Origin of the sequence: Burkholderia anthinoferrum (genome assembly GCF_002925705.1) — a bacterium.
In the GTDB taxonomy this organism is placed as follows: Bacteria; Pseudomonadota; Gammaproteobacteria; order Burkholderiales; family Burkholderiaceae; genus Burkholderia; species Burkholderia semiarida.
This window is the reverse complement of the sequence record NZ_LFZP01000008.1, coordinates 67030-90129: the sequence shown is the minus strand read 5'-3', so window position 1 is coordinate 90129 and position 23100 is coordinate 67030. Positions and strand designations below refer to the sequence as shown.

The following is a 23100-nucleotide window of genomic DNA, read 5'->3' as shown; positions in this document are numbered from 1 at the left end:
CGGCTATCAGTGCGTTTCGGTGACTTTGTTCAGGTGGCGCGGCGTATCGGGATTGCGGCCGCGCGCGACGGCGAGATCCGCCGCCATCACGTAGAACGAAAGAATGGCGGCGATCGGGTCGAGCGCCGGATGGGCGGACTGCGCGAGCGGCAGCACGGTGCCCTTGGCGTCGGGCGTGCCGGCGGGCACCGCGAGCAGCACGGCGGCGCCGCGTGCGCGCATGTCGGCGGCGAGCTGCAGCAGCCCGGCCTGTTCCGGCCCGGGCGGCGCGAACACGAGCAGCGGATAGTCGCGGTCGATCAGCTCCATCGGGCCGTGACGGACTTCGGCGCTCGAGAATGCCTCGGCCTGGATGCCGGACGTTTCCTTCAGCTTCAGCGCGGCTTCCTGCGCAATGGCGAGACCCAGCCCGCGGCCGATCACGATCATCCGCTCGACGCCCGCGAGCGCGGCGACGGCCGCCGACCAGTCGAGCCGGCCGGCCTGCGCGAGCACGTCGGGCAGGCCGCGCAATGCGGTGACGAGCGCGGCGTCGCGCTGCCAGTACGCGACGATCTGCGCGGAGGCCGACAGCATCGCGATATAGCTCTTGGTCGCCGCGACCGACAATTCGGGGCCGGCCAGCAGCGGCAACTGGTGCTCGCACGCGTCGGCGAGCGGCGACGGCAGCACGTTCACGGCGGCGACCGTGCGCGCGCCGGCTTCGCGCAGCGCGGCCATCGTGTTGACGAGATCGGGGCTCTTGCCCGACTGGGAGAATGCGATCGCGAGCTGATCCTGCACCTTCAGCGGCGCCTGCTGCAGCGTCGCGACCGACATCGGCAGCGATGCGACCGGCACGCCGAGGCGGCTCATCGTCAGGCTCGCGAAATAGCTGGCGGCGTGATCCGAGCTGCCGCGCGCGACCGTCAGCGCGACGGCCGGCGGGTGATCGAGCAATTGGCCGGCGAGCGCTTCGACGCGCGCGGTGTCGGCGAGTTGCGCGGCGACGACCTGGGCGGACTCGCGCGCTTCCTTAAGCATATTCGACAATCGATTCTCCTTCGACGTAGGTCGCGGTGAGGTTCAGGTCGCGATCGAACACCGCGAGGTCGGCCCATGCGCCGAGTTCGAGGCGGCCGCGATCGGCGATGCCGAGGTAGTCGGCCGCGTAGCGCGACATCCGGTTCGACACGTCGGCAATCGGCAGGCCGAGCGACACGAGGTTGCGCAGCGCCTGGTCCATCGTCAGCGTGCTGCCGGCGAGCGTGCCGTCGGCGAGCCGCACGCCGCCGAGGCATTTCGTCACGTGCTGGCTGCCGAGCCGGTATTCGCCGTCGGGCATGCCGGTGGCGGACGTGCTGTCGGTCACGACGTACAGGCGCGGGATCGCGCGCAGCGCGGCGCGAATCGCGCCCGGATGGACGTGCAGCAGATCGGGAATGATTTCCGCGTATTCGGCATGCGCGAGCGCCGCGCCGACGAGGCCCGGGTTGCGGTGATGCAGCGGCGACATCGCGTTGAACAGGTGCGTGAAGCCGCACGCGCCGTGCTTGAGCGCGGCGACCGCGTCGTCGTAGGTCGCGAGCGAATGGCCGAGCTGCACGCGCACGCCGCGCGCGGCCATCTCGCCGATGATCTCGATGTGGCCCGCGATTTCTGGCGCGAGCGTGACGACGCGGATCGGCGCGATCGACAGGTACTTCAGCACTTCGTCGAGCACGGCCGACACGGCCGCGTCGGGCTGCGCGCCGAGCTTGCCGGGGTTGATGTACGGCCCCTCGAGATGCACGCCGAGCACCCGTGCGCCGCCCGGCGTGCGCGTGCGCGCGACGGTGCCGAGATTCGCGACGACCTCCATCAGCTCGTCGCGCGGCGCGGTCATCGTCGTCGCGAGCAGGCTCGTCGTGCCGAATTGCGCATGCGTGCGGGCGATCGTTTCGATCGCGTCGCCGCCTTCCATCACGTCGGCGCCGCCGCCGCCATGCACGTGCAGGTCGATGAAGCCGGGCAGGATGTACGGCGCGTCGTTCGTCGCGGGATCGACGGGCGTGCCGTCCAGCGTGGTGATGCGGCCGTTCTCGCTATCGAGCGAGCCGTGAATCCAGCCGTCGGGGGTGAGGATGTTGCCAGTCAGCATGACGTGTCTCTTGATGATCGGGTGACGCGGGCATCCGCGTCGCGATTGGCCAATTCGTTGCGATTCATTGCGCGCGATTGCGTTCCATCGCGATCGCGCGAGGTGCGCAGGCAGTCGCGCGCGTCAGCGTTTCAGTTCGGCGACGAAGTCGTAGTAGTCGTCGCGGCAATACGTTTCGGTCACTTCGATCGCGCGCTGGTCGACGCCGTAGCCGATGCGCGTGATCACGAGGAGCGCCGAGCCCGGCTTCACCGCCATCCATTTCGCGATCGCGTGCGTCGCGTTGGCCGCGCGAAAGTGCTGCAGCGCGCGCACGACGGTCATGCCGCGCGCCTCGAGGTATTCGTACAGCGACGCGCCGAGCACCTGCGGATCGGGCACCACCGCGGCCGGCAGCGTCGAATGCTCGACCGCCATCACGATGCCGTCCGCGCGGCGCAGCCGTTCGAGCCGCGCGACCGTCGCGCCGGGCGCGAGGCCGAGATGCGTAAGCTCGTCGCGGCTCGCGGCGCGCAGCGTGCGCGACAGCCACACCGAATCGGGCACGAAGCCGCGCTGCCGCATCTTCGCGGTGAAGCCGACGAGACGCGACAGCGGATCGGCGACGCGCGGCGTGATGAAGCTGCCCGCGCCGCGCGCCCGCTTGATCAGGCCTTGCTCGACCAGCAGCGCGAGCGCACGACGCGCGGTGATCCGCGATACGCCGACCGACACCGACAGCAGCCGCTCCGACGGCAGCGCCTCGCCGGCCCGCCACGCGCCGGCGTGGATCGCGCTCGCCAGATTGCGGGCGAGCTGCAGATAGAGCGGCGTGTCGTCGAGGGGATCGGGCGCCAGTTCGGCCCAGCCGGTTTCCATGTGCCTCCGCGTGTCGGACGACGATCTCGGACCGTCGAAAGTGAACGCATTATATAACCACCATAATACCAGTCAACGAACTGGTATTAGCACCGCGGAAATCGCCGGAAGCCTTGCGCGGCAAGCGTTTTAGTGCCGGCAAAGCCTTTGTTTACAAAGCAGTACGGGATAGGGATTTACCCGAGGTGGTATGCAAGGGGACAGTTCGAAGGAAGGATTTGCCGCGTTTTCGTGCGTCGAAAGCAGACCAGGATAGAACCACTTTGGGTGACTGCTATGCATTGCGCGGCGGGGGGATGCGGTCATCGCACGACACGTTACGCTCACGCCGAACGAACAGGCCGGGTTCGGCATTGAAGCGGCAGCGCCGCGGGTGGGCGCTGCCTGTGCCGATTACTGATAACTCATCGTGAAGGTTGCAGCGCCATTGGCCGTGCCAGGCCCGACCTTCGCATCGGTCGCGATATAGCGCGCCTTCAGCGGGATCGATACGGTAGCGTTACTGTACGTGCCGACGAACCACTGGTTCTGGTTGCCCGGGGCGTTCGAATCGGGGCCGTAGCTGACAAGGGTGTTGCCGCCGCGCAAAATCTGAATGCCAACTCCGGTCGCCGTGGAGTCTCGCGTGAGAGACAGCGTGCTGGACCGGTTCCCCGGATTGGTGACGTCCGTCAACGTGATGTACATATCCGTCTTGCCCATTGTCCCGGCGATTTGCGTCGCGCCCGCGCACGTCAACACGATGTCATCCACTTTCTTTTCGGGCGACGTCTTGCCAACACCCGCGAGCTGCGACGCGAGGACGGTGTCCATATTTACGTTGATCGCCTTCGTTTTCACACTGCACGTGGGCGCCCTCGGCTGAATGACGATCGGCGTCTTCAGATAGAAGTAGAAGACTTGCTGATTGAAGCCATTGACCTTCATACCACCGATCAACCCACTCACCGTTCCGAGCCCGAAATCGCCGGTCTTGATTATCTGGGTCCAGAATCCGATGCGGTAAATCCACTCGGTCGCATTCTGGGAACCTATAAGCGTGACTGGATAATTGGCGAGCCCGGTTTCCGAGAAAGTCGATCTGAGTCGTACCCCGATGCCAGGAACATTCGTTGCGTGTACGTCAGTGACCCCCGGCAGTGATACTCTAGTTCCCGTTGTAAACCACGTGGTCGAGCCCATTTTTCCTGTGCACTTTACTTGGTAAAACCCATCGTCGCTGGCCTTGCCCTCGTAGAGAACCGTCCCCACAGGTGCATTCGGATCGACGTTGATCGTTCCGGCAAGGCCGCCGACGTACACATCCAGTTGGGGCATTGTCGGCCCTCCTAGCATGCTCTTTACCGTGCAAGCCGCCTGACTGGTGCCCGAAAAAAGTGCGAGCGCACACAGGAGACCGCCCGCTACGGCTCTGCCAAGCGCCGGCAGCCGGCGCCCGAATATTCGTTTCGTCATCAACATTTCGCATTCCTTTTCTTAACTCGATACAGACTGCAATCCTCGTTGCGACCATCTGTCGCCGCATATTGGACACGGACTGAACACTTACCTGCGGCTTCGCCTTCCGGCGGCGAAATCACCGCACGCACACTGCATTCGCGGTCGACCAGGCCTTGTCGCCCGATGCGCCGCCCGATAGCGAAACGCTCATCCGGCACTGGTCGTTCGTGCCGTCGCCCCACTTCACGCTGAAGTCGCCTGCTTCACCCTTCATGCTGCGAACGATGATGCGTCCCGCCTGCGCAACGGTGCCGACTTCCTGCCCCTTCGCATCAAACACCTGCGCGCCGAACGGCAACGGCTCGCCGTCGGCCGTCTTGCCGCGGATGATCACCGAGCGCCCGCCGCCCTCGGCCTTGAACTTGAGCCGTGTGACCGCGCCCGCCGTCGGCACCGTGTATTGCGCCGTCGATTTGAGTTCGACGCTCAGCGGCAAGCCCTTCGGATCGAGTTCGATGTCGTTTCGCGAAAACGGCTGCAGGCTCGTGACGACGGCGTGCCCCCAACGGTCGATACGCAGGCCGCTGCCGTTCAGTACACGGGCGCCGCGCGCGCCCTGCGCCTCGACGATCGCGACGGTTTCGCCCAGTTGCGGCGCAAACGCAACGCCGCCGCTGTAGGCCACGACGCCGCCCGACAGGCCCGCGCCGACCTGGCTGTAGCCCGTTCCCTTCGATGCGCTGCCGGTGACGGTGGCCAACGGCGACGCGTACGACACGTTGCCGCCCACGCTGGACGTCGCGCGCCCCGGGCCGCCGCTCGTGTTGCTGCCGTTCAGCCCGTAGCTGAACGCATCGTCGACGCCGAGCGAGCCGGATACCGATTCCTGCACCTGCACGCTGCCGTCGGAGTCGCGCTGCAACATGGTCGACGAATACGGCGCGCGGGGGCCGCTGCCGAGCGGCACGTTGAGCGTCAGCATCATGCGGTTGTCCCACCGGCCCCGCGTCGCGTCGAGCTGGCGCACCAGCGACACGTTGTAATTCAGTTGCTTGAAGTTGTTGCTGTAGCCGGCCTGGAACTGCGTATCCCGGCCGCTCTGATTCCAGTAATCCTGCGTCGAGCCGGACACGTAGAACGAGCCATACCCGCGCGGCAAATTCTGCGTGACGGTAAGTTGCAGCCGCCCGCGCTGCACGCCGGTCGTCATCATGTGATCGTTCATGCCGCGCCCGGCGAGATCCCGCAACGTCACCGCGTCCCGCATGCTCAGGTAGCCGCTGCTCGAATAACGATAGGCCGCCATCGTGAGGTTCGTGTCGGTCGGCGCGAGCAGCTTGCTGTAGGTGACGCGCATACTCTGCCCGCTGCGGCTCGGCAGGCCCTTCAGGCTCGCATTCGCCTGCGTGATATCGAAGCCGAACGCGCCGAACGACGTGTTGAGCGCGACGCCGGCCAGGCCCGATATATAGCCTTCGCTCGCCTGCAGGCCGCCATAACCGGTGATCGCGTTCGTGAAACCGTGGAGCAGCGTGCCTTCGAACATCCACGGCTTGCTGTTCAGCATCTGGCTCCGGTACTGACCCACCGTTGCGCTGAAGCGCGTGTTGCCGACCCGCAGCGCGTTGACGGGCGCTGCATAGGGCACGCTCGACACATGCTTGCTGCCGTCGGCTTCGGTGACCTCCACCTGAAGATCGCCGCCATAGCCGGTCGGATACAGGTCGTCGATCTCGAACGGCCCCGCCGCGACGTTGGTTTCATAGATGGTGTTGCCGTTCTGGCGGATCCTCACCAACGCATTGCTGTTCGCGATGCCGTGAATCGTCGGTGCGTAGCCACGCTGCGAGGCCGGATACATCCGCTCGTCCGATTCGATCTGCACGCCGCGAAAGCCGACGCTGTCGAACAGCTTGCCGTTCGTGAACGCCTCGCCCACGACGAGCTGGCTTTTCAGTTTCGCGATCGAGCGCTTCACGTTGGTCTGCACGCTCTGATACTGGGTACCGCCGCCGAGCGAGTTGTACGATACGTTGCCGTCGTGCCGGAAACGCCACGGACCGACATTGAGCCCGGCCGTCAGCCCGACATACCCTTGCGTCGATGCCGTGCCCGCCGCCACCGAGCGGTACGCATTCGCGTTGTATTTCAAGATGGCGGCCGGCACGCCTTCGTCCCAGTAGCGTGGATCGACGTACTCGCGCGGGTTGCGCAGCATCGAAGCCTGCGGCACGCTGATGTCGAGCCGCAGCTCGCCGTTGTCGAACTGCGCGGTCGCGTCCGGCACCAGCTCCGGCAAGGTCAGGCACGCACTGGCGTCGGCAGGGCCGTCGATCTGCGCGGCCGCCTGCTCCGGCAGCCTGGACAGATCCACGCCCATGCGCTCGAGCAGCGCGCGATCGAAGCACGGTTGGACGTTATCGCTTCGGCTACCGATCTGCTTGAGCGTCACCTCCGAGCGGCCGAGCCAATGCTGGTTCACGTAGATATCCGCACGGTAGACACCGGGCGACGCGATGTTGCCCTTGCTGTAGCGGCTGACGTCGACGCGCGGCGCGCCGGGTCGCTGCAAGAATAAATCGTTGAATTCCACTTCCGCCACCTGCATGGCGGTGCCATTGCTCGCGTACGCGCCGGAGCACGAGAACAACGCGGATGCAACCAGGCTGAACGGGCGTAGCGCGGTGGAAAATGAATCTCGATTGCTTCTTTGCATAGCGAAGGCCAGTTGAAATCTCCGCGACAAAACACGCCTGGACCGCCTGCTGCGGTCTGGCAAATCGAGTACAAGCGGAGGAAATGGAAGGAGCGTGAAACCGCCGTGGCGCGGTATCAGTCGTCCGGCGTCAGTTCGTGGCAGACGTGTTGTCCGGCTTCAACGCCGCATCGCCTTCGACGGAACCGCCCCAGTCGTTCAGCACGCTGTAAAACACTTTCGCGTCCGGCGCCGCAGGAAGGTCGCTCTTCAACGGGAAAACCTTGTTGCTCATCGGGGCCACCATGCCGGCTTCGTTCGTCGGGATGGTCTTGCCGCCGGATCTCGCTTCGATCGCCGAGAACGACACGTAGTACGGTGTCGGATTGCGCGCTTCGAGAAACGGACGGCCGTCCTTGTGCGTCAGCCGCCAGCCAATTTGCCGGGGTGCATCGTTGGCCGAGCCCTTGAGCCCCGCGGGACGGTAGAACAACTTGATCCGGGTGCGGAACGCGAGTTGCAGCTTGTTCGTGTCGGCCTGATCCGCACCGGGCTTGGGCGGCACTTCCAGGACGTTGAGCCAGAACACCGACTCCCTGTCCTGCGGCTGCGGCTCGCCGGTGAACACGACACGCAGCGTCTGGCCCTTGCCGGGATCGATGCGGGCAATCGGCGGCGTGACCGTGAACGGGGCGTCGATCGCCGACGGCGCGGCCTTGATGTCGCCCGTATCGATCCATGACTGCACCAGCGCGGGAGACTTGCCATCGTCGTTCGACAGCTTGATCGTGGCCTCGGCCTCGTTCGCGTCGTATACCAGCCGGGTTCCGCCGACGACAACGGATGCCCGTGCATTCAAGGCGCCTGCGAGCCCCAACACGACGCATCCACCGACGATTAACCGTCTTAAGGATTGCTTAGTTTGCATGACCGTTATCAACTGTTTCAAATTAGTAAATAGCGCGGGAAAGATGAGACAGGAGATACCTGTCTCATCCTTAGAGATCGATAGACGGTGAAACTGCTCCGCGCTTATTCGTAGGCCATCGTGTACATGACCTGCGTGTTCGCCGGACCCGCGCCCGCCGCGCCGGTCGCGTAGTACTGAGCGTAGTACTGCAACGTTGCGCTGCCATCGACGATCGACACCTTCTTGTCGCCCTGCGATGCATCGTCGGCGCCCGCCTTGATCGGGGAATGGTCCGCGTTCAGCAGTTGAACCTGGACATTCTGGGCGGCGTCGGCGCCCTGGAGGATCAGCGTGCCGATCTCCTGGTTGGTCGTCGGGCCCGACTCGAAGAACGTGTGAACGACGCCCGTCTTCGTCGAGCAGTTGGTCAGTGCGATGGTGAACGGCGTGCGGCCCGACACCTGACCTGCGGCCGACAGCGTGCTGACGGACACCGACGGGAGCGTGACCGTGAAGTCCTTGCCGCCACCGTTGCCGCTAACCGTGCAGGTTTGCGCGGAAATGTTGCCCTTGAACGTGATGGTGCCGTCGGGCGCGGCTTGCGAAACGCCGGGCGCCGCAATCGCGGCGGCGAACGTCGCAATGGCAAGACTTGCGCGGGTAAGCTTCATAAACAGACCTCATTATGTTGATAACGTTAAAAAACGAAGGGGAATATGCACCTGCAAAACAGGCCGCGCGGATGTTTATTGCGATGGCCTGCCGCGCCGCGTATTTCCACGATTATTGTGGCAATTCATTCCTTTCAATTCCATTAGACGGGTACGAAATAATCACCATCAAATGACAAATTTAATTCACCATTTGCACCGCTGACACGAATGGGACAGGTACCAAATACTTCAATTCGAATTGAAATTAATATTAGACATTCTGGATATCTCGCTATCCTTATTAGTTATTGACTTGACGCCGACCGCAGCCGGCGTGGTCTGACACGCGGGCCGCGTACAGACCGTCGCGCGCCGCCGATGCGGGCGCAGGCCAGATGGGCGTCGCACGGACATAAGGCGCGCGGCATGACTCGCCAATGGCAATCGCATCCGGCATCCGCGTTCCGCTCAGGAGCGGCGGCCGATTCGTCAGGTAATGCGCGACAGAATGCCGCGCCCCCCCCTTATTCCAGCCGAAGTGCGTTTCGACGCAATAAGGAAGCGTAGACAATCGCGCCGAGCACGGCGGTGAACGTCGTCGGGATAGAGCCCGTTGAGCCGACTGGTATGGATCGTGCGATGAGCGGCGCGCGAGGGGCGGCCCGCGCCGGAGGAATCAATGGAATTCGCGGCTCGACGTGCGCAAGCCGCCGAGCAACGGCGTCAGATCCTCGAAATGCTGCGCGACGAGGTGCCTCACGTCGCTGACGACCTGCCACACGCCGGACGCCGCGAGCAGCCGCGAATCGAGCGTTTCGCGACGCTGCCGCGCGAGCAGTTCGGGCCGGACGATCACGTTCACGCAGCCGGTTTCGTCCTCGAGCGTCATGAACATCACGCCTTTCGCGGTGCCCGGCATCTGCCGTGCGATCACGAGCCCGCACGCGCGCGCGAGCCGGCCGTCGGGACGGTCGCGCAACTCGGCCGCGGACGACAGGCGCTGCGCGCGCAGCGCCGGCCGTAGCAGCGCGACCGGGTGGCGGTTCAGCGTGAGGCCGGTGGTGTGATAGTCGGCGAGGATGTCGTCGGCTTCCGACGGCGCGCCGAGCGCGGGCTGCTCCGCCTCGTCGATCGGCGCGGCGGCGAGCAGGTCGCGCTCCGGCGCCGCGGCGACGGCCTGCCACAACGCATCGCGGCGATGGCCGGCGAGCGTCGCGAGCGCGTTCGCGGCGGCGAGCGCTTCGAGATCGCGGCGCTCGAGCTGCGCGCGGCGGGCGAGGCTGTCGACGGTGTCGAACGGGCCGGCGGCGCGGGCGGCTTCGATGCGCCGCGCGGCGGCTTCGCCAAGGCCGCGCACGAGCGACAGGCCGAGCCGCACGGCCGGTTGGCCATGTGGAGGCGGCTGATCGGGCAGCGCTTCGAGCGACGCTTCCCAGCCGCTTTGCGTGACGTCGATCGGCAGCACCTTCACGCGATGGCGCTTCGCATCCTGCACGAGTTGCGACGGCGGATAGAAGCCCATCGGCTGGCTGTTCAGCAGCGCGGCGAGAAAGATCGCGGGCTCGTGGCATTTGAGCCAGCTGCTCGCGTACGCGAGCTTCGCGAAGCTGGCCGCGTGGCTTTCGGGGAAACCGTATTCGCCGAAGCCCTTGATCTGCTCGAAGATCTGTTCGGCGAATTCGCGCGTGTAGTTGCGTTCGAGCATCCCGCTGATGATCTTGTCCTGATATTTCTCGAGATTGCCCTTGCGCTTCCATGCGGCCATCGCGCGACGCAAGTCATCCGCTTCGCCAGGTGTAAAACCCGCGGCGACGATCGCGATCTGCATGACCTGCTCCTGGAAGATCGGCACACCCAGCGTGCGAACGAGCACTTCCTTGAGCGCGTCGCTCGGATACGTGACCTCGCCCTCCTCTTCGCCGGCCACGATCCTGCGCCGCTTCAGGTACGGATGCACCGCGCCGCCCTGGATCGGGCCGGGCCGCACGATCGATACCTGGACGACGAGATCGTAGTAGTTGCGCGGCTTCAGCCGCGGCAGCATCGACATCTGCGCGCGCGATTCGATCTGGAACACGCCGACCGTATCGGCACGGCAGATCATGTCGTAGGTTTCCTTGTCATCCTGCGGAATGTGTTTCAGCGTGAACGGTTCGCCGTCCGGTTCCGGCGGCCCGCGCCACGCGGTGCGCAGGTCGAACGCGCGATGCAGCGCCGACAGCATGCCGAGCGCGAGCACGTCGACCTTCATCAGCCCGAGCGCCTCGAGATCGTCCTTGTCCCACTGGATCACGCGCCGCCCGTCCATCGCCGCGTTCTCGACCGGCACGAGCCGCGTGAGCTTGCCGCGACTGATCACGAAGCCGCCCGAATGCTGCGACAGGTGACGCGGAAAATTGAGCAAGCGCCCCGCCAGTTCGGCCCATGCCTTGATCATGGGCGTCGCCGGATCGAGCCCGGTCGACGCGAATTGCTGCAGCAGATCGCGGCTGCCGTCGAACCAGCGATGCCCCTTCGCGACCCGATCGACCAGCATCGGATCGACGCCGAGCGCCTTGCCGGTTTCGCGCAGCACGCCACGCGGGCGATACGTCGAGACGGCGGCCGCGAGCGCGGCGCGGTCGTGCCCGTATTTTTCGTAGATGTGCTGGATCACCTCTTCCCGACGCTGATGTTCGAAGTCGACGTCGATGTCGGGCGGCTCGCCCCGTTTCTCGCTGATGAAGCGCTCGAACAGCATCGTGCTCTGATCGGGATCGACCTCGGTGATGCCGAGGCAATAGCAGACGACCGAATTCGCGGCCGAGCCGCGGCCCTGGCACAGGATATTCTGGCTGCGCGCGTATTTGACGATGTCGTAGACGGTCAGGAAAAACGGTTCGTAACTCAGCTTCGCAATCAGGTCGAGTTCATGGCGGATCAGCTTCTCTACCTTTTCCGGGATGCCGTTCGGATAACGCACGGCCGCGCCCGCCCGGGTTTCCTGTTCCAGATAGCGCGTCGGCGTGAGCCCCTTCGGCACGATCTCGTCGGGATACTCGTAGCGCAGCTTGCCGAGATCGAAATCGCACGCATCGAGCATCGCGCAGGTTTCACCAATCTCTTGCGGCGAAAACAGCTTCGCTATCCGTCCACGCGCACGCAGATGCTGCTCCGCATTCGGCGCGAGCGCATACCCGCACTCGGCCACCGGCATGCCGATGCGAATCGCCGTCATCACGTCCTGCAACGCCTTGCACGAACGCCGGTGCATCGTCACGTCGCCGAGCGCGACGATCCGCACGCCGCGCCGTTTGCCGGCCGCACGAATCTCGTCGCGCTGCGCGCCGTCGAGCGCACGCTGCAACTGCACGAGCCCGAGCCGCGCGCGCTCGCCGAACGTCGCGCGAAACCAGGCGACCTGCGCATCGAGCACGTCCGTCCGCACTGGATACGTCGGCACGAGGATCGCGAAGCAGTCGGGCATCCCGCGCAAGTGGGCAAACTCCGCCGGCGGCGCCGACAGCATCCGCGACGTCAGCGTGTAAGTGCCCTTCGGCGCCGCCATCCGCCGCCATGAGATCAGCTCGGAGAGATTGCCGTACCCGTCGCGGTTCTGCGCGAGCAGCACGAGCCCGAACGCACCGGGGCCCGGATCGTGGCCGGGCGCGACTTCATCCGGCGTGACGTCGAAATACGAACCGACGACGAGCGGCAGCCCTTTCGCCTTCGCGGCGACATGCATGCGCGGCGCGCCGGCGAGCGAACACTCGTCGGTGATCGCGATCCCGCGATAGCCGAGTTCCGCCGCGCGCTCGACCAGTTCTTCCGCATGCGACGCGCCATGCAGGAACGAAAAATTCGAGCGGCAGAACAACTCCGCGTAATCGGGCAGCAAACTGAATTCCGCAACCATCTCCGCTCACCCGAACAAACCGTGCAGAAACCAGCGCGGGGCCGCCTGACTGCTCGTCCGCTCCTTGAATACCCAGTAGCACGCGCCCTCTTCGTCCTGCGCGACGTGGTAATCGCGTGCGATCAACTGCCCGTCGAACCACCCGGCTTCGATTCGCTCGGCCGACGACATCATCCGGAGCGGCGTATGGAATACCGGCCGCTCGCCGCGCATCAGCAGCGGCAACGGTTCGGCCAGCAACCACGCGGGACGCGGCGGCGCAGCGGGCGGACCGGCGGCCGGCTTGCCCGCTTGCGCATCGAGCGGCAGCCAGCGGTTCGCGGCCTCGGGCCGGTAATCGGCGACGGGCGCCGCGCGCAGCACGTTGTCCGCGCCGAGCCGCGCCACCAGCAGTTCGAGCAACCGCTCGCGGGTTTCCCGCGTACCGCCCGGCTCCGGAAAAAGATCGTCGGCCGGCGGCGCGACCGATTCGACGCGCGTGGCCTTCAGCCGCACCGCGATCACCGCGGCCGGCAGCTCGACGCGCGCGAGCCGCTCGCCGAGCAGCCGCATGAAATGCACCTCGTCGCGCACGGGTGCGGCGAACGCGAGCGCGAGCGGCGTCGGCGGCACGGCCTGACGGCCGCGCTCGTGCTCGAGATCGAACGTCATCGCGGCCAGCGACAGTTGCCGCGCGGCCAGCCAGCCGCATAGCTGCACGACGAGCCGCCGCGCGGCGAACAGCACGGCTTCCGCGTATTCGACGCGCTCCGCCAATTCGAGCCGCACGTCGAATACCGGCGGCACCGCCATCCACGCAAGCGGCTCGACCGCTTCACCGTATGCACGATCGAGCACGGCCAGCAGCGCGGGACCGCAGCGCCGCTGCAGCCCCGCGCGCGGCAGGCGGCGCAGATCGGCGAGCGTGCGGCAGCCGAGACCGTCGAACCAGCCCGCATATGGGCGCGCATCGGGCAGCAGCACACAGGGCAGCCGGTCGAGCGTGCGGACGAGCGAGGCCTGACGCGCGACACGCCGCCGGATGCGGGCGCGGGCCGACGTGCGCGCGAGCAGCCACGCGCCGCGTCCGGTCGGCGCGGCGGACAGGCGCACCGCATAGCCGAGCGCCGCGAGCGTCGCCCGCACCTGGCGGCACAGCGACGGCAGGCCGCCGAACAGGCGCAGGCTCGGGCCGACGTCGACGATCAGCGTGGCTTCGTCGTCGAGCGCGACGCACGGCGAGAAGCGCAGCAACGCGAGCGCGACCGCGCGCAGCGCATCGGCTTCGCGGGCGGGATCGCGTTCGACGAGCTGCGTCGCGGGTGCGAGCGTGAGCACGCCGCCGCGCTTCATGCCCGCACGTACGCCCTGCCGGCGCGCGGCCGCATCGGCGATCAGCACGACACCCTGCTCGAGCACCGCACAGCCGGCCTCGCTGCCCTCGCCAGCCGCTGCATCAGACGGCGGCGGGACGCACACGTCGAGCGGCAGGCGCGGCAGATGGATGCCGAGCAAGACGCGCATAGCGGCTCTCCACGATGGGTGACGGCAAATCGAGCACGAGCGGCTCGCTGCGCGCGGGCCCGCGACGCTTGACGATGTCGAGCGACACGCCGCCCGGCACCGGATGCAGCGCGACGCGCAGCACGGCCGGCGACGGTTGCCGCGCGACCGACAGCGGACGCAGCATCACGAACAGCGTGTCGCCCGTGCGCGCGGCCGCGAGATGCAGACGCCGCAGCGCATCGGGCCGCGCGTCCTGCCAGAGCAGCAGCGCGCCGCAACAGCCGGTCTTGAGCGCCTGCTCGGCGGCCCACAGCGCATCGGTGCGGCTGCCTGCGCGCAGCCACAGCAGCGCGTCGGCCGGCACGCCGAGACTGGCGAGCGCGGTGGCATGCGGCGCCTGCGGCGGCGCGACGAGCGCGAGCGGCCGCCGCGCGCTGACGGTGCGGGCGAGCGCGGGCGCGAGCAGCCGCATCTCGCCGCAGCCGGGCTGCGCGGCCAGCAGTTCGACGAGACCGCCGACCGGCCAGCCGCCGCCCGGCAACTCGGCCGACAGCGGCGCGAAGCCCGTTTCGACCGTGCGGGGACCGCCGCGCGCGAGCTGCGAGCCGCGCCAGAGGGACGGATGAAGGGATTCGGGAGTAATGGAGGATGCGAGCATGACGCCACCCACAACTGTATGGATATACAGTATATGGCAATGCGTCCGCGTCGCACAGTACTGGTACGAAACCGGTTTTCGTCGGAAGAAACCGGGGAAAAGCCGGCGCGCCCGTCATGACCCGCCGCGCCGGTTCGGGCGCAACGCGCCAGCCGCGTTGATCGCTTTACGTTATGCTGTCCGCCGACCCGATCCACACCATCGGAGGAGACTTGAAACGAACGATTCGTGCAATCGCATGCGCGACGGTCGCGCTGGCACTGCCGGGAGCAGCCTTCGCGCTGACCGACGGCAACGCGCAATACGACGACTGCATGCTCAATGCGCTACGTGAGAGCCGCAACGGCGCCGCCGCGCAGCTGATCCAGCGCTCGTGCGACGCGCTGTACCGCAACAACGCGATGCTGCTGCCGCGCGAACGGCGCTTTCACGAATGCGTCGTGCAGTCGCTGCCGGGTGTGCGCGACAACTACGCAATCCAGCAGATCATGTCGATCTGCTCGCGGCGCGGGGAGATGTGAGCGGGCGCTGACCTCCGGGCGGCCGCCAAGCGGCCGCGCCAATGAAAAAGGCCTGCGCGATGCAGGCCTTTTCGTTCAGCGGTCCACCCGGTGAGCGGCGTTCAGAACGACGCGACCATCGAGCCCTTGAACTGCTTCTTGATGAATTCCTTCACTTCCGGCGACTGGTACGCCTTCACCAGCTTCTTCACCCACGGCTGATCCTTGTCCTTCGCGCGCACGGCGATCAGGTTCGCGTACGGGCTCGTCAGCGCTTCGAGCGCGATCGCGTCCTTGGTCGGCTGCAGGTTCGCGGCCAGTGCGTAGTTCGTGTTGATCACGGCCGCGTCGACGTCCGACAGCACGCGCGGCAGCTGCGCGGCGTCGAGTTCGGAGATCTTCAGCTTCTTCGGGTTCTCGGCGATGTCGAGCACCGTCGCGTTGTTGCCGCCCGTGCCGGCGCCCGCCTTCAGCTTGATCACGCCTTGCGTCTGCAGCAGCAGCAGCGCGCGGTTCTCGTTCGACGGATCGTTCGGCACCGCGAGCTTCGCGCCCTGCGGCAGATCCTTCAGCGACTTGAACTTCTTCGAGTACACGCCGATCGGCGAGATGTAGGTCAGGCCCGCGCTGACGAGCTTGTAGCCGCGCTGCTTCACCTGGCTGTCGAGGTAGGGCTGATGCTGGAAGCTGTTCGCGTCGAGGTCGCCCGAATCGAGCGCCGCGTTCGGCTGCACGTAGTCGTTGAACTCGATGACCTTCACGTTCAGGCCTTCCTTCTCCTTCGCGACCTTCTGCACGACTTGCCACACTTGCGCATCCGGGCCGGCGACCGTGCCGACCTTGATCACCTTGTCTTCGGCGTGCGCGCCTGCCGACAGCGTCAGCGCGGCGCCGGTGGCCAGCACGGAAAATACCTTCAGGAGACTGCGACGCTTCATCTGTTTCTCGCTTTCTTGCTTGACTGAAATGGGGCGCGATACGGGTATGCCCGGACTCGCACGAAGGGGCAAATGGTGTCACAGGATCGGCGCGAAGTGAAATACATCCCGCTCATATGGGTATGCACCAGCGCAGTGCCGGCGACCGCTGCACGACTCGGCCGTTAGTTGCGTTCCTGCCGCGACGCATCCCCCTCACGCGGCATGCGTCACGCCGCCGCCAGTTCGTCGGCCGCCTTCGCACTACCGAATGCCGGTTCGGCCGCCGTGCCACGGGCTCCCTGCGACGACAGGCCGCCGGCATTGCCGACCCGGAACGCGCCGACCGCGTCGCGCAGCCGCGCGGCCTGTTCCTGCAGCGACGCGGCCGCCGCCGCGGCTTCCTCGACCAGCGCCGCGTTCTGCTGCGTCACCTGGTCCATCTGCGTGACCGCGCGGCCGACCTGCGTGATGCCGCTCGCCTGCTCCTCGGACGCGGCCGCGATCTCGCCCATGATGTCGGTCACGCGCGCGACCGCCTGCAGGATCTCGCCCATCGTCGTGCCGGCCTGGCCGACCAGCGCCGAGCCGTTGCGCACGCGCTCGACCGAATCGACGATCAGCGCGCGAATCTCCTTCGCGGCCGTCGCGCTGCGTTGCGCGAGCGAGCGCACCTCGCCCGCGACCACCGCGAAGCCGCGGCCCTGCTCGCCCGCGCGCGCGGCCTCGACCGCGGCGTTCAGCGCGAGGATGTTGGTCTGGAACGCAATGCCCTCGATCACGCCGATGATGTCGGCGATCTTGCGCGAGCTGTCGTCGATCTCGCCCATCGTGCCGATCACGCGGTTCACGACGTCGCTGCCCGTGCGCGCGATGTCCGACGCGTTGTTCGCGAGCCCGCTCGCCTGTCGCGCGTTGTCGGCGTTCTGCTTCACCGTCGCGGTCAGTTGCTCCATGCTCGCGGCCGTTTCCTCGAGCGACGCGGCCTGCTCCTCGGTGCGCTGCGACAGGTCGTCGTTGCCGGCCGAGATCTGGCGGCTCGCCGACGCGATCGATTCGGCCGACTGGCGAATCCCGCCGATCGTCGCCTGCAGCCGCGCCTGCATGTCGTGCATCGCGGCCATCATGCTCGTGCGGTCGCCCGCGCGCACCGGCACCGGCTGCGTGAGGTCGCCCCGCGCGATGCGCGCCGCGAGCGCGGCCGCTTCGTCCGGCTCGCCGCCGAGGCTGCCGCGCACGTTGCGGATGATCACCAGCATCGCCGCGCTGATCACGAGGCCGATCACGAACACCACGGCCAGGTGGCCGAGCAGCGTGCGGTAGTAGACGGTGTCGATGTCCTTCAGGAACACGCCGCTCGAGATGTTCCAGTCCCACGGCGCGAACCGCGTGACGTAGCTGATCTTCGGCACGGCCGTCTCGCTGTGCGGCAGCCGCCCGCGATATTCGGCGAACCCGCTGCCGGTCGCCTTCGCCGCGTTCAGGATCGTCACGAACAGCGGCTTGCCGTCCGGATCGAGATAGTCGCCGACCTGCGTGTTGACGAGCTTCGGCAGCGTCGGATGCATCAGCACGACCGGCTTCGAATCCATCACGAACACGTAGCCCGAATCGCCGTAGCGCATCGCGGCGAGGCTCGCGAGCGCGTCGCGCTTCGCGTCGGCCTCGGGCAGCGTGCCGCTCTGCGCGAGCGCGTGATAGGCCTTCACGATGCCCGCCGCCGAGTCGACGAGATTCGCGATGCCGGCCTTGCGTTCGGCGAGCATCGTCGCGCGCGTCTCGTAGGCGCTCCATGCGCCGACGCCCAGAAGACCGATCCATACCAGCGCAAGCGCGAGCCACAGCTTGCGGTTCAAACTCATTCTGCTCATCTGCGTGCCTCTGTCGATGTCGATGCCTCCGGCGCGCGAACGGCCTGCCGCGCGCAAACGGTTGCTCTTTCATTTACGGCAACGAGGCTTACATCTTGAATACGCGCGGCCGCGGCGAACCGGCGTTCGACTGGCAGCGCCACCAGCCGCCCGCCGCCCGCCGCCCGCCACGCGGCTCGCCGGCGCGACAGCCCGCATCCGCTGTGCTAAAAAGACCGGCTGGCCGGTGCGCGGCGCGCCGGCATCATCCCAGGGCCATCCATGTACGTCATCGACATCCACTACACCGCGTCGCTCGAGCGCATCGACGACGCGCTCGAACGCCACCGCGCGTATCTGCAGCCGCAATTCGACAAGGGCATTTTCATCGCGGCGGGGCCGAAAGTGCCGCGCGAAGGCGGCGTGATCCTCGCGGCCCGCATCGATCGCGACGAACTCGACGCGATCCTCGAGACCGACCCGTTCGTCACCGAGGGGCTCGCCACCTATCGCGTGACGGAATTCCGGATCACGCGCGCCGCCTCCGGCTTCAACGTGCCGGCGCTGCCGTAACGCGGCTGCGGCGCGATACGCGCGCATGCCGACGCGCCGCCCGGCGGGAGCGCATGCACACGACGAAGATAGAGGGAAAGCGTGGCGGCGCGAACGGCCGTCACGCAAAACGCCGGGCCGGGCGCCCGGCGGCTGCCGATCAGTCGACCAGCAGCTTAAGATCGTGGACCCACGGGGCCGGGCCCTGGCCGTCGCGCACGAACAGGCGCAGCTTGCCGTCGCGGTCGAACACGTAGCTCGCGGCCGTGTGATCCATCGTGTAGCTGCCGGGCGTCTTGCCGGGCACCTTCGCGTAATACACGCGGAAATCCTTCGTGACCTTCTTCAGCGCCGCTTCGTCGGCCGGCCGCAGGCCGATGAACGACGGATCGAACGCGGGCACGTACTGGCCGAGCAACGCCGGCGTGTCGCGCTCCGGATCGACGGTGACGAACAGCACCTGCACGCGCTTCGCGGCATCGGGCCCGAGCTGCTTCAGCGCTTCGGACAATTCGGCCATCGTGGTCGGGCACACGTCCGGGCAGTGCGTATAGCCGAAGAACATCACGACGGCCTTGCCCTTGAAATCGGCGAGCGTGCGGACCTTGCCGGTCGTATCGGGCAGCGAAAAGTCGCTGCCGAACTGCGTGTTGCCGGTGATGTCGAGATTCTGGAATTTCGGCGCGTTGTCGCATCCGGCAAGCAGCAGCGCTGCCGCGAATGCGCACGCGAGCATCCAGCCTTGGCGCGCGCGGCGCCCGAACCGTGATGGGAGCATTGCGTTCAAACCGTGCGGTTACACGCCGAGCAGCGGGCGTGCATAGTGATCGACGAGCAGCGCGACGAACAGCAGCGACAGATAGACGATCGAGTAGCGGAAGGCCTTGCGGGCGAGTTCGTCCGAATAGTCGCGATGGATCTTCCACGCATACGCGAGGAACACCGCGCCGAGCAGCACCGCGCTCGTCAGGTAGACGGCGCCGCTCATGCCGGAAATGAACGGCATCATCGTGACCGCGAACAGGATCACCGTGTACAGCAGGATGTGCAGCCGCGTGAACTGCTCGCCGTGCGTGACGGGCAGCATCGGCAGCCCGGCGTTCTCGTAATCCTTGCGGCGATAGAGCGCCAGCACCCAGAAATGCGGCGGCGTCCATACGAAGATGATCAGCACGAGGATCCACGCGTCGCCCGGCACCGCGCCGGTGACGGCGGCCCAGCCGAGCGCCGGCGGCATCGCACCCGACGCGCCGCCGATCACGATGTTCTGCGGCGTCATCGGCTTGAGCAGCAGCGTGTAGACCACCGCGTAGCCGACGAACGTCGCGATCGTCAGCCACATCGTCAGCGGATTCGTGAACGTATAGAGCGTCCAGGCGCCGACGCTGCCGAGCACGGCCGAGAACAGCAGGATCTGCGGCGTCGTGATCTCGCCGCGCGCGGACGGACGCCACGCGGTGCGGCGCATCATCGCGTCGATCTTCTGTTCGACGAGGCAGTTGATCGCGAACGCGGCGCCGGCCAGCAGCCAGATGCCGACCGTGCCGCCGATCAGCACATGCCACGGCACCATGCCCGGCGTCGCGAGGAACATGCCGATCACCGCGCAGAACACCGCGAGCTGCGTGACGCGCGGCTTCGTCAGCGCCATGTACTGGGAAAAGCGGCTACCGGGCGATTGGGAGAGGGTGCTTTGCATGGGGGCGGTCACGCCGGGGCGGCGTCGCGCGCAGGCTGCGCGACACGGCCGGGGCGGCTTGAAAGGATGCGAAAGTTTAACATGACGACGAGCAGCAGCAGGATCGCGGCCCCGCCGTTGTGCGCGACGGCGACGGGCAGCGGCCACTGCAGCACGATGTTGGTCAGCCCCGTCACGAACTGCAGCAGGACGACCAGCAGCACGCCGTTCGCGGGCCGCCGCAGCGACTCGAAGCGGCGCATTTTCAGCGCGAACGCAACCAGGTACGCGACCACGACGAACGCGAACGTGCGGTGCGTCCAGTGGATCGCCACCAGCGCGTCCTGCGTGATCGCGTCGCCGTCCTTCGTCATCCCGAGCGCGCGCCACAGGTGGAAGCCGTGCTGGAAGTCCATCGGCGGAATCCACTGGCCGTTGCAGGTCGGGAAGTCGGTGCACGCGAGCACCGCGTAATTGGTGCTCACCCAGCCGCCGAGCGCGATCTGCACGACGAGCAGCACGAGCGCCGCGAGCGCGGCCGCGCGGTAACGCCCGGCCTCCGGGTCATGCGACGGCAGCGGCGTCTGCCGCGCCGCAAGCCAGCCGAGCGTGCCGAGCAGCGTGAGGCCGAGCAGCAGGTGGATCGTGACAATCACCGGCTGCAGCTTCATCGTGACCGTCCATGCGCCGAACGCGCCCTGCACGAGAATCAGCAGCAGCAGGCTCGTCGGCCACCACGGCGACACGTGCAGCGGGCGGCGGCGCAGCCGCGCGGCCCACGCGATCACCACCTGCGCGATGATCAGCACGCCGATCGCCATCGCGAAATAGCGGTGGATCATCTCGATCCACGCCTTCGTCATGCTGACGGGCCCCGTCGGCATCGCCTGATGCGCGGCCGTGATCGCCGCGTGCGCGATGAACGGCGACGACGTGCCGTAGCAGCCGGGCCAGTCGGGGCAGCCGAGGCCCGAATCGGTCAGCCGCGTGAAGCCGCCGAACATCACGAGGTCGAGGGTCAGGAACGTGGTGATCCACACGAGCTTGCGGAACTTGTCGTCGTCGGCCTTCACCCACACGTACGACAGCGGCAGCAGCGCGATGCACAGGCCGATCAGGCCGAGTTGCAGTAGATACGACATCGGAATGGTGCCTCGTTCTCTCGCCTTAACCGATGCTCGACCACTTCAGCAGCTTCGTCACGTCCGACTTGATCTTGCTGGGATTCGGGTCTTTCGGGAAACGCATCATCAGGTTGCCGTTCGGGTCGACCAGGTAGAGGTGGTCGCTGTCCTTCGTGCCGGCGTCGGCGGGCAGCCACGCGGCCACCGCGGCCGGATCGGCGACGAGCCGGCGCGTGTCCGGATACGCGTCCAGCACCTTCTGCGGCACCGCGCCCGCATCGCTGCGCAGCCACACCATCGTGATCCGGTGCCGCTCGCCCGCCTGCGTGACGCGGATCTGCCGCATGAAATAGAGCTTCTTCGCGCACGCGTCGTCGCACGCACTGCGGTCGGTCATCACGAACAGCCAGACGCCGCGCAGCGACGACAGCGGTACCGTCTTGCCGGTTTCGTCGGTCACCTGCAGATCGGCCGGGATCGGGCGCTGCGGCTCGATCAGCGTGCCGTAGTTCGTCGATCCGCCCTTCGGCTTGATCACGTAATAGGTGAAGTACGACGCGATCATCGGCGCGGCGCACACGAGCCCCAGTAGCACGAGCATCCAGCGGCCGCGCTTGCGGGCCGCCTGCGACATCGGCGCGGCGGCCGGACCCTGACGGGAAGATTGCATGGACAAATCAGACCTCTCGAAACGAACCCGCGGCGCCGGCGCCGCGTCCTGGCACGACGCTCACGCGCCGGCCGACTTCTTCGCCGCACGCCGCGCGGCGTACAGGCCGAAGCCGAGCGCGGCGGCCGCCATCGCCCACCACTGAAACATGTAACCGTAATTGCGCTCGACGCCGGTCGTCGCCGCCGGCCAGTCGCGCACGAGCTTGTCGCCGTCGTCGCTCGTCTGCTGGATCACGAACGGCTGCAGCGGCAGCCCGGTTTCCTTCGCATACGCGGCGACGTCGAGGTTCTGCCGGATCTTCTGGTGCGCGGCCGACCCGCCTTCGCCGAGCTCGAACGCGCGCGACGCGTCGGCGCGCGCGATGCCGACGATCTCGACGTCGCCCGCCGGCGTCGCGAACGGCTCGATCGCCGTGCGATCGGCGATGTTGCGCGGCAGCCAGCCGCGATTCACGAGCACGACGCCGCCGCCCGTGAGTTTAAGCGGCATCACGACGTAAAAGCCCGGCTGGTCGTTATACGGCCGATTGTCGAGGAACACCGCCTGCTCGGGCATGAAACGGCCCTTTGCCCGCACGCGATGAAACTCGATCGACGCGAGCGGAACCGGCTGCGCGCCGATGTCGACGGGCGCCGCCCGCTCGTAGCGCGCGATGCTCGCCTGCAGCGCTTCCTTCTGGTGCGCGCGGTCGCGCTGCCAGAAACCGAGACGGACCGTGACGGCGACGACGACGAGGATCAGCAGCGCGGGCAGCCAGCGAATCTTCATCGTGCGGCCCGCCCGGCACATCCGCGAAAACGAAGTGCGATAATTATCCTCTTCCTTTCGAATTGCCGTCGTCCGGTTCGTGTCATGCACATCCTCGTTCCCATCGCCTTCGTCCTCATCATTGCCAGCATGGGCTCGGCGCTCTACTTCATGATGCACGACCGCGGCCACACGAAACGCATGGTCTGGTCGCTCGCCACCCGCGTCGGGCTGTCGGTGTCGCTGTTCCTGCTCATCCTGTTCGCGAACTGGATGGGCTGGATCCATTCGACCGGCCTGCCGATCGGGCGTTGATGCCGTTGCCGCTGTGGCACGCCGTGACCGC

At 66.8% G+C, this 23100-nt stretch carries 20 protein-coding genes; 3 read left to right on the top strand and 17 right to left on the bottom strand.

Annotated features, from left to right (window positions below):
* Nucleotides 1-6 precede the first annotated feature (6 nt).
* The 10 genes from C5F75_RS03445 to imuA all read right to left on the bottom strand — a co-directional run bounded on the left by C5F75_RS03445 (nucleotide 7) and on the right by imuA (nucleotide 14713).
* Nucleotides 7-1023: an SIS domain-containing protein gene (locus C5F75_RS03445; protein ID WP_104011873.1), complete on the bottom strand. Its 1017-nt coding sequence runs from the start codon at nucleotides 1021-1023 to the stop codon at nucleotides 7-9.
* Nucleotides 1016-2119, bottom strand: coding sequence for an N-acetylglucosamine-6-phosphate deacetylase (gene nagA, locus C5F75_RS03440; RefSeq protein ID WP_059575606.1), 1104 nt, complete (start codon nucleotides 2117-2119; stop codon nucleotides 1016-1018). The genes C5F75_RS03445 and nagA overlap by 8 nt, the downstream gene beginning before the upstream one ends.
* 123 nt (nucleotides 2120-2242) lie before the next feature.
* Entirely contained in the window at nucleotides 2243-2977 is a 735-nt protein-coding gene (locus tag C5F75_RS03435) for a GntR family transcriptional regulator (RefSeq protein WP_059575605.1), read from the bottom strand.
* Between the two features lie 393 nt (nucleotides 2978-3370).
* The gene (locus C5F75_RS03430; RefSeq protein ID WP_181035363.1) at nucleotides 3371-4294 is read right to left on the bottom strand and encodes a fimbrial protein; all 924 of its coding nucleotides are present in this window, start codon (nucleotides 4292-4294) and stop codon (nucleotides 3371-3373) included.
* Nucleotides 4295-4553: 259 nt separating this feature from the next.
* On the bottom strand, nucleotides 4554-6989 hold the full coding sequence (locus tag C5F75_RS03425; protein ID WP_456151265.1) for a fimbria/pilus outer membrane usher protein: 2436 nt from the start codon (nucleotides 6987-6989) through the stop codon (nucleotides 4554-4556).
* 274 nt (nucleotides 6990-7263) lie between these two features.
* A complete protein-coding gene (locus C5F75_RS03420; protein WP_060008973.1) occupies nucleotides 7264-8040 on the bottom strand; it encodes a fimbria/pilus periplasmic chaperone in 777 nt (258 codons plus the stop codon).
* A gap of 104 nt (nucleotides 8041-8144) precedes the next feature.
* Nucleotides 8145-8693: a fimbrial protein gene (locus C5F75_RS03415; RefSeq protein ID WP_060008970.1), complete on the bottom strand. Its 549-nt coding sequence runs from the start codon at nucleotides 8691-8693 to the stop codon at nucleotides 8145-8147.
* 658 nt (nucleotides 8694-9351) lie between these two features.
* Nucleotides 9352-12570 (bottom strand): error-prone DNA polymerase, encoded by a 3219-nt coding sequence (locus C5F75_RS03410; protein WP_104011871.1) that lies wholly within the window; start codon nucleotides 12568-12570, stop codon nucleotides 9352-9354.
* A gap of 6 nt (nucleotides 12571-12576) precedes the next feature.
* Nucleotides 12577-14073, bottom strand: coding sequence for a Y-family DNA polymerase (locus C5F75_RS03405; RefSeq protein WP_104011870.1), 1497 nt, complete (start codon nucleotides 14071-14073; stop codon nucleotides 12577-12579).
* Nucleotides 14006-14713, bottom strand: coding sequence for a translesion DNA synthesis-associated protein ImuA (gene imuA, locus C5F75_RS03400; RefSeq protein WP_060966623.1), 708 nt, complete (start codon nucleotides 14711-14713; stop codon nucleotides 14006-14008). Before imuA ends, C5F75_RS03405 begins: the two co-directional genes overlap by 68 nt.
* A 212-nt stretch (nucleotides 14714-14925) precedes the next feature.
* On the opposite strand from imuA, the gene C5F75_RS03395 reads away from it, so the two are divergent.
* On the top strand, nucleotides 14926-15234 hold the full coding sequence (locus C5F75_RS03395; protein ID WP_063892418.1) for a VF_A0006 family four-cysteine protein: 309 nt from the start codon (nucleotides 14926-14928) through the stop codon (nucleotides 15232-15234).
* Nucleotides 15235-15335: 101 nt separating this feature from the next.
* Here the strand turns inward: C5F75_RS03395 and C5F75_RS03390 are convergent, their stop codons facing one another.
* Nucleotides 15336-16151, bottom strand: coding sequence for a MetQ/NlpA family ABC transporter substrate-binding protein (locus tag C5F75_RS03390; RefSeq protein ID WP_059576148.1), 816 nt, complete (start codon nucleotides 16149-16151; stop codon nucleotides 15336-15338).
* 209 nt (nucleotides 16152-16360) lie between these two features.
* Nucleotides 16361-18001: a methyl-accepting chemotaxis protein gene (locus C5F75_RS03385; protein WP_060008930.1), complete on the bottom strand. Its 1641-nt coding sequence runs from the start codon at nucleotides 17999-18001 to the stop codon at nucleotides 16361-16363.
* Nucleotides 18002-18262: 261 nt separating this feature from the next.
* On the opposite strand from C5F75_RS03385, the gene C5F75_RS03380 reads away from it, so the two are divergent.
* Entirely contained in the window at nucleotides 18263-18553 is a 291-nt protein-coding gene (locus tag C5F75_RS03380) for a YciI family protein (protein ID WP_006477740.1), read from the top strand.
* 139 nt (nucleotides 18554-18692) lie between these two features.
* On the opposite strand, the gene C5F75_RS03375 is transcribed toward C5F75_RS03380, so the two are convergent.
* Genes C5F75_RS03375 through C5F75_RS03355 form a run of 5 tightly spaced genes read right to left on the bottom strand, consistent with a single transcriptional unit; the run spans nucleotide 18693 to nucleotide 22775 of the window.
* The gene (locus C5F75_RS03375; RefSeq protein WP_059576142.1) at nucleotides 18693-19310 is read right to left on the bottom strand and encodes an SCO family protein; all 618 of its coding nucleotides are present in this window, start codon (nucleotides 19308-19310) and stop codon (nucleotides 18693-18695) included.
* Nucleotides 19311-19328: 18 nt separating this feature from the next.
* Nucleotides 19329-20231 (bottom strand): heme o synthase, encoded by a 903-nt coding sequence (cyoE, locus tag C5F75_RS03370; RefSeq protein ID WP_059576139.1) that lies wholly within the window; start codon nucleotides 20229-20231, stop codon nucleotides 19329-19331.
* Nucleotides 20232-20239: 8 nt separating this feature from the next.
* Nucleotides 20240-21352 carry a COX15/CtaA family protein gene (locus C5F75_RS03365; protein WP_059576136.1) on the bottom strand — a complete coding sequence of 371 codons (1113 nt, stop codon included), beginning with the start codon at nucleotides 21350-21352 and terminating at the stop codon, nucleotides 20240-20242.
* A gap of 25 nt (nucleotides 21353-21377) precedes the next feature.
* Entirely contained in the window at nucleotides 21378-22004 is a 627-nt protein-coding gene (locus tag C5F75_RS03360; protein ID WP_059576133.1) for an SCO family protein, read from the bottom strand.
* A gap of 60 nt (nucleotides 22005-22064) precedes the next feature.
* Nucleotides 22065-22775, bottom strand: a complete 711-nt coding sequence (locus C5F75_RS03355) for an SURF1 family protein (RefSeq protein WP_059576168.1) — start codon at nucleotides 22773-22775, stop codon at nucleotides 22065-22067.
* 84 nt (nucleotides 22776-22859) lie between these two features.
* Here C5F75_RS03355 and C5F75_RS03350 point away from each other — a divergent pair, with 84 nt between their 5' ends.
* Entirely contained in the window at nucleotides 22860-23069 is a 210-nt protein-coding gene (locus C5F75_RS03350; RefSeq protein ID WP_006477735.1) for a twin transmembrane helix small protein, read from the top strand.
* The last annotated feature ends 31 nt before the right edge of the window (nucleotides 23070-23100 follow it).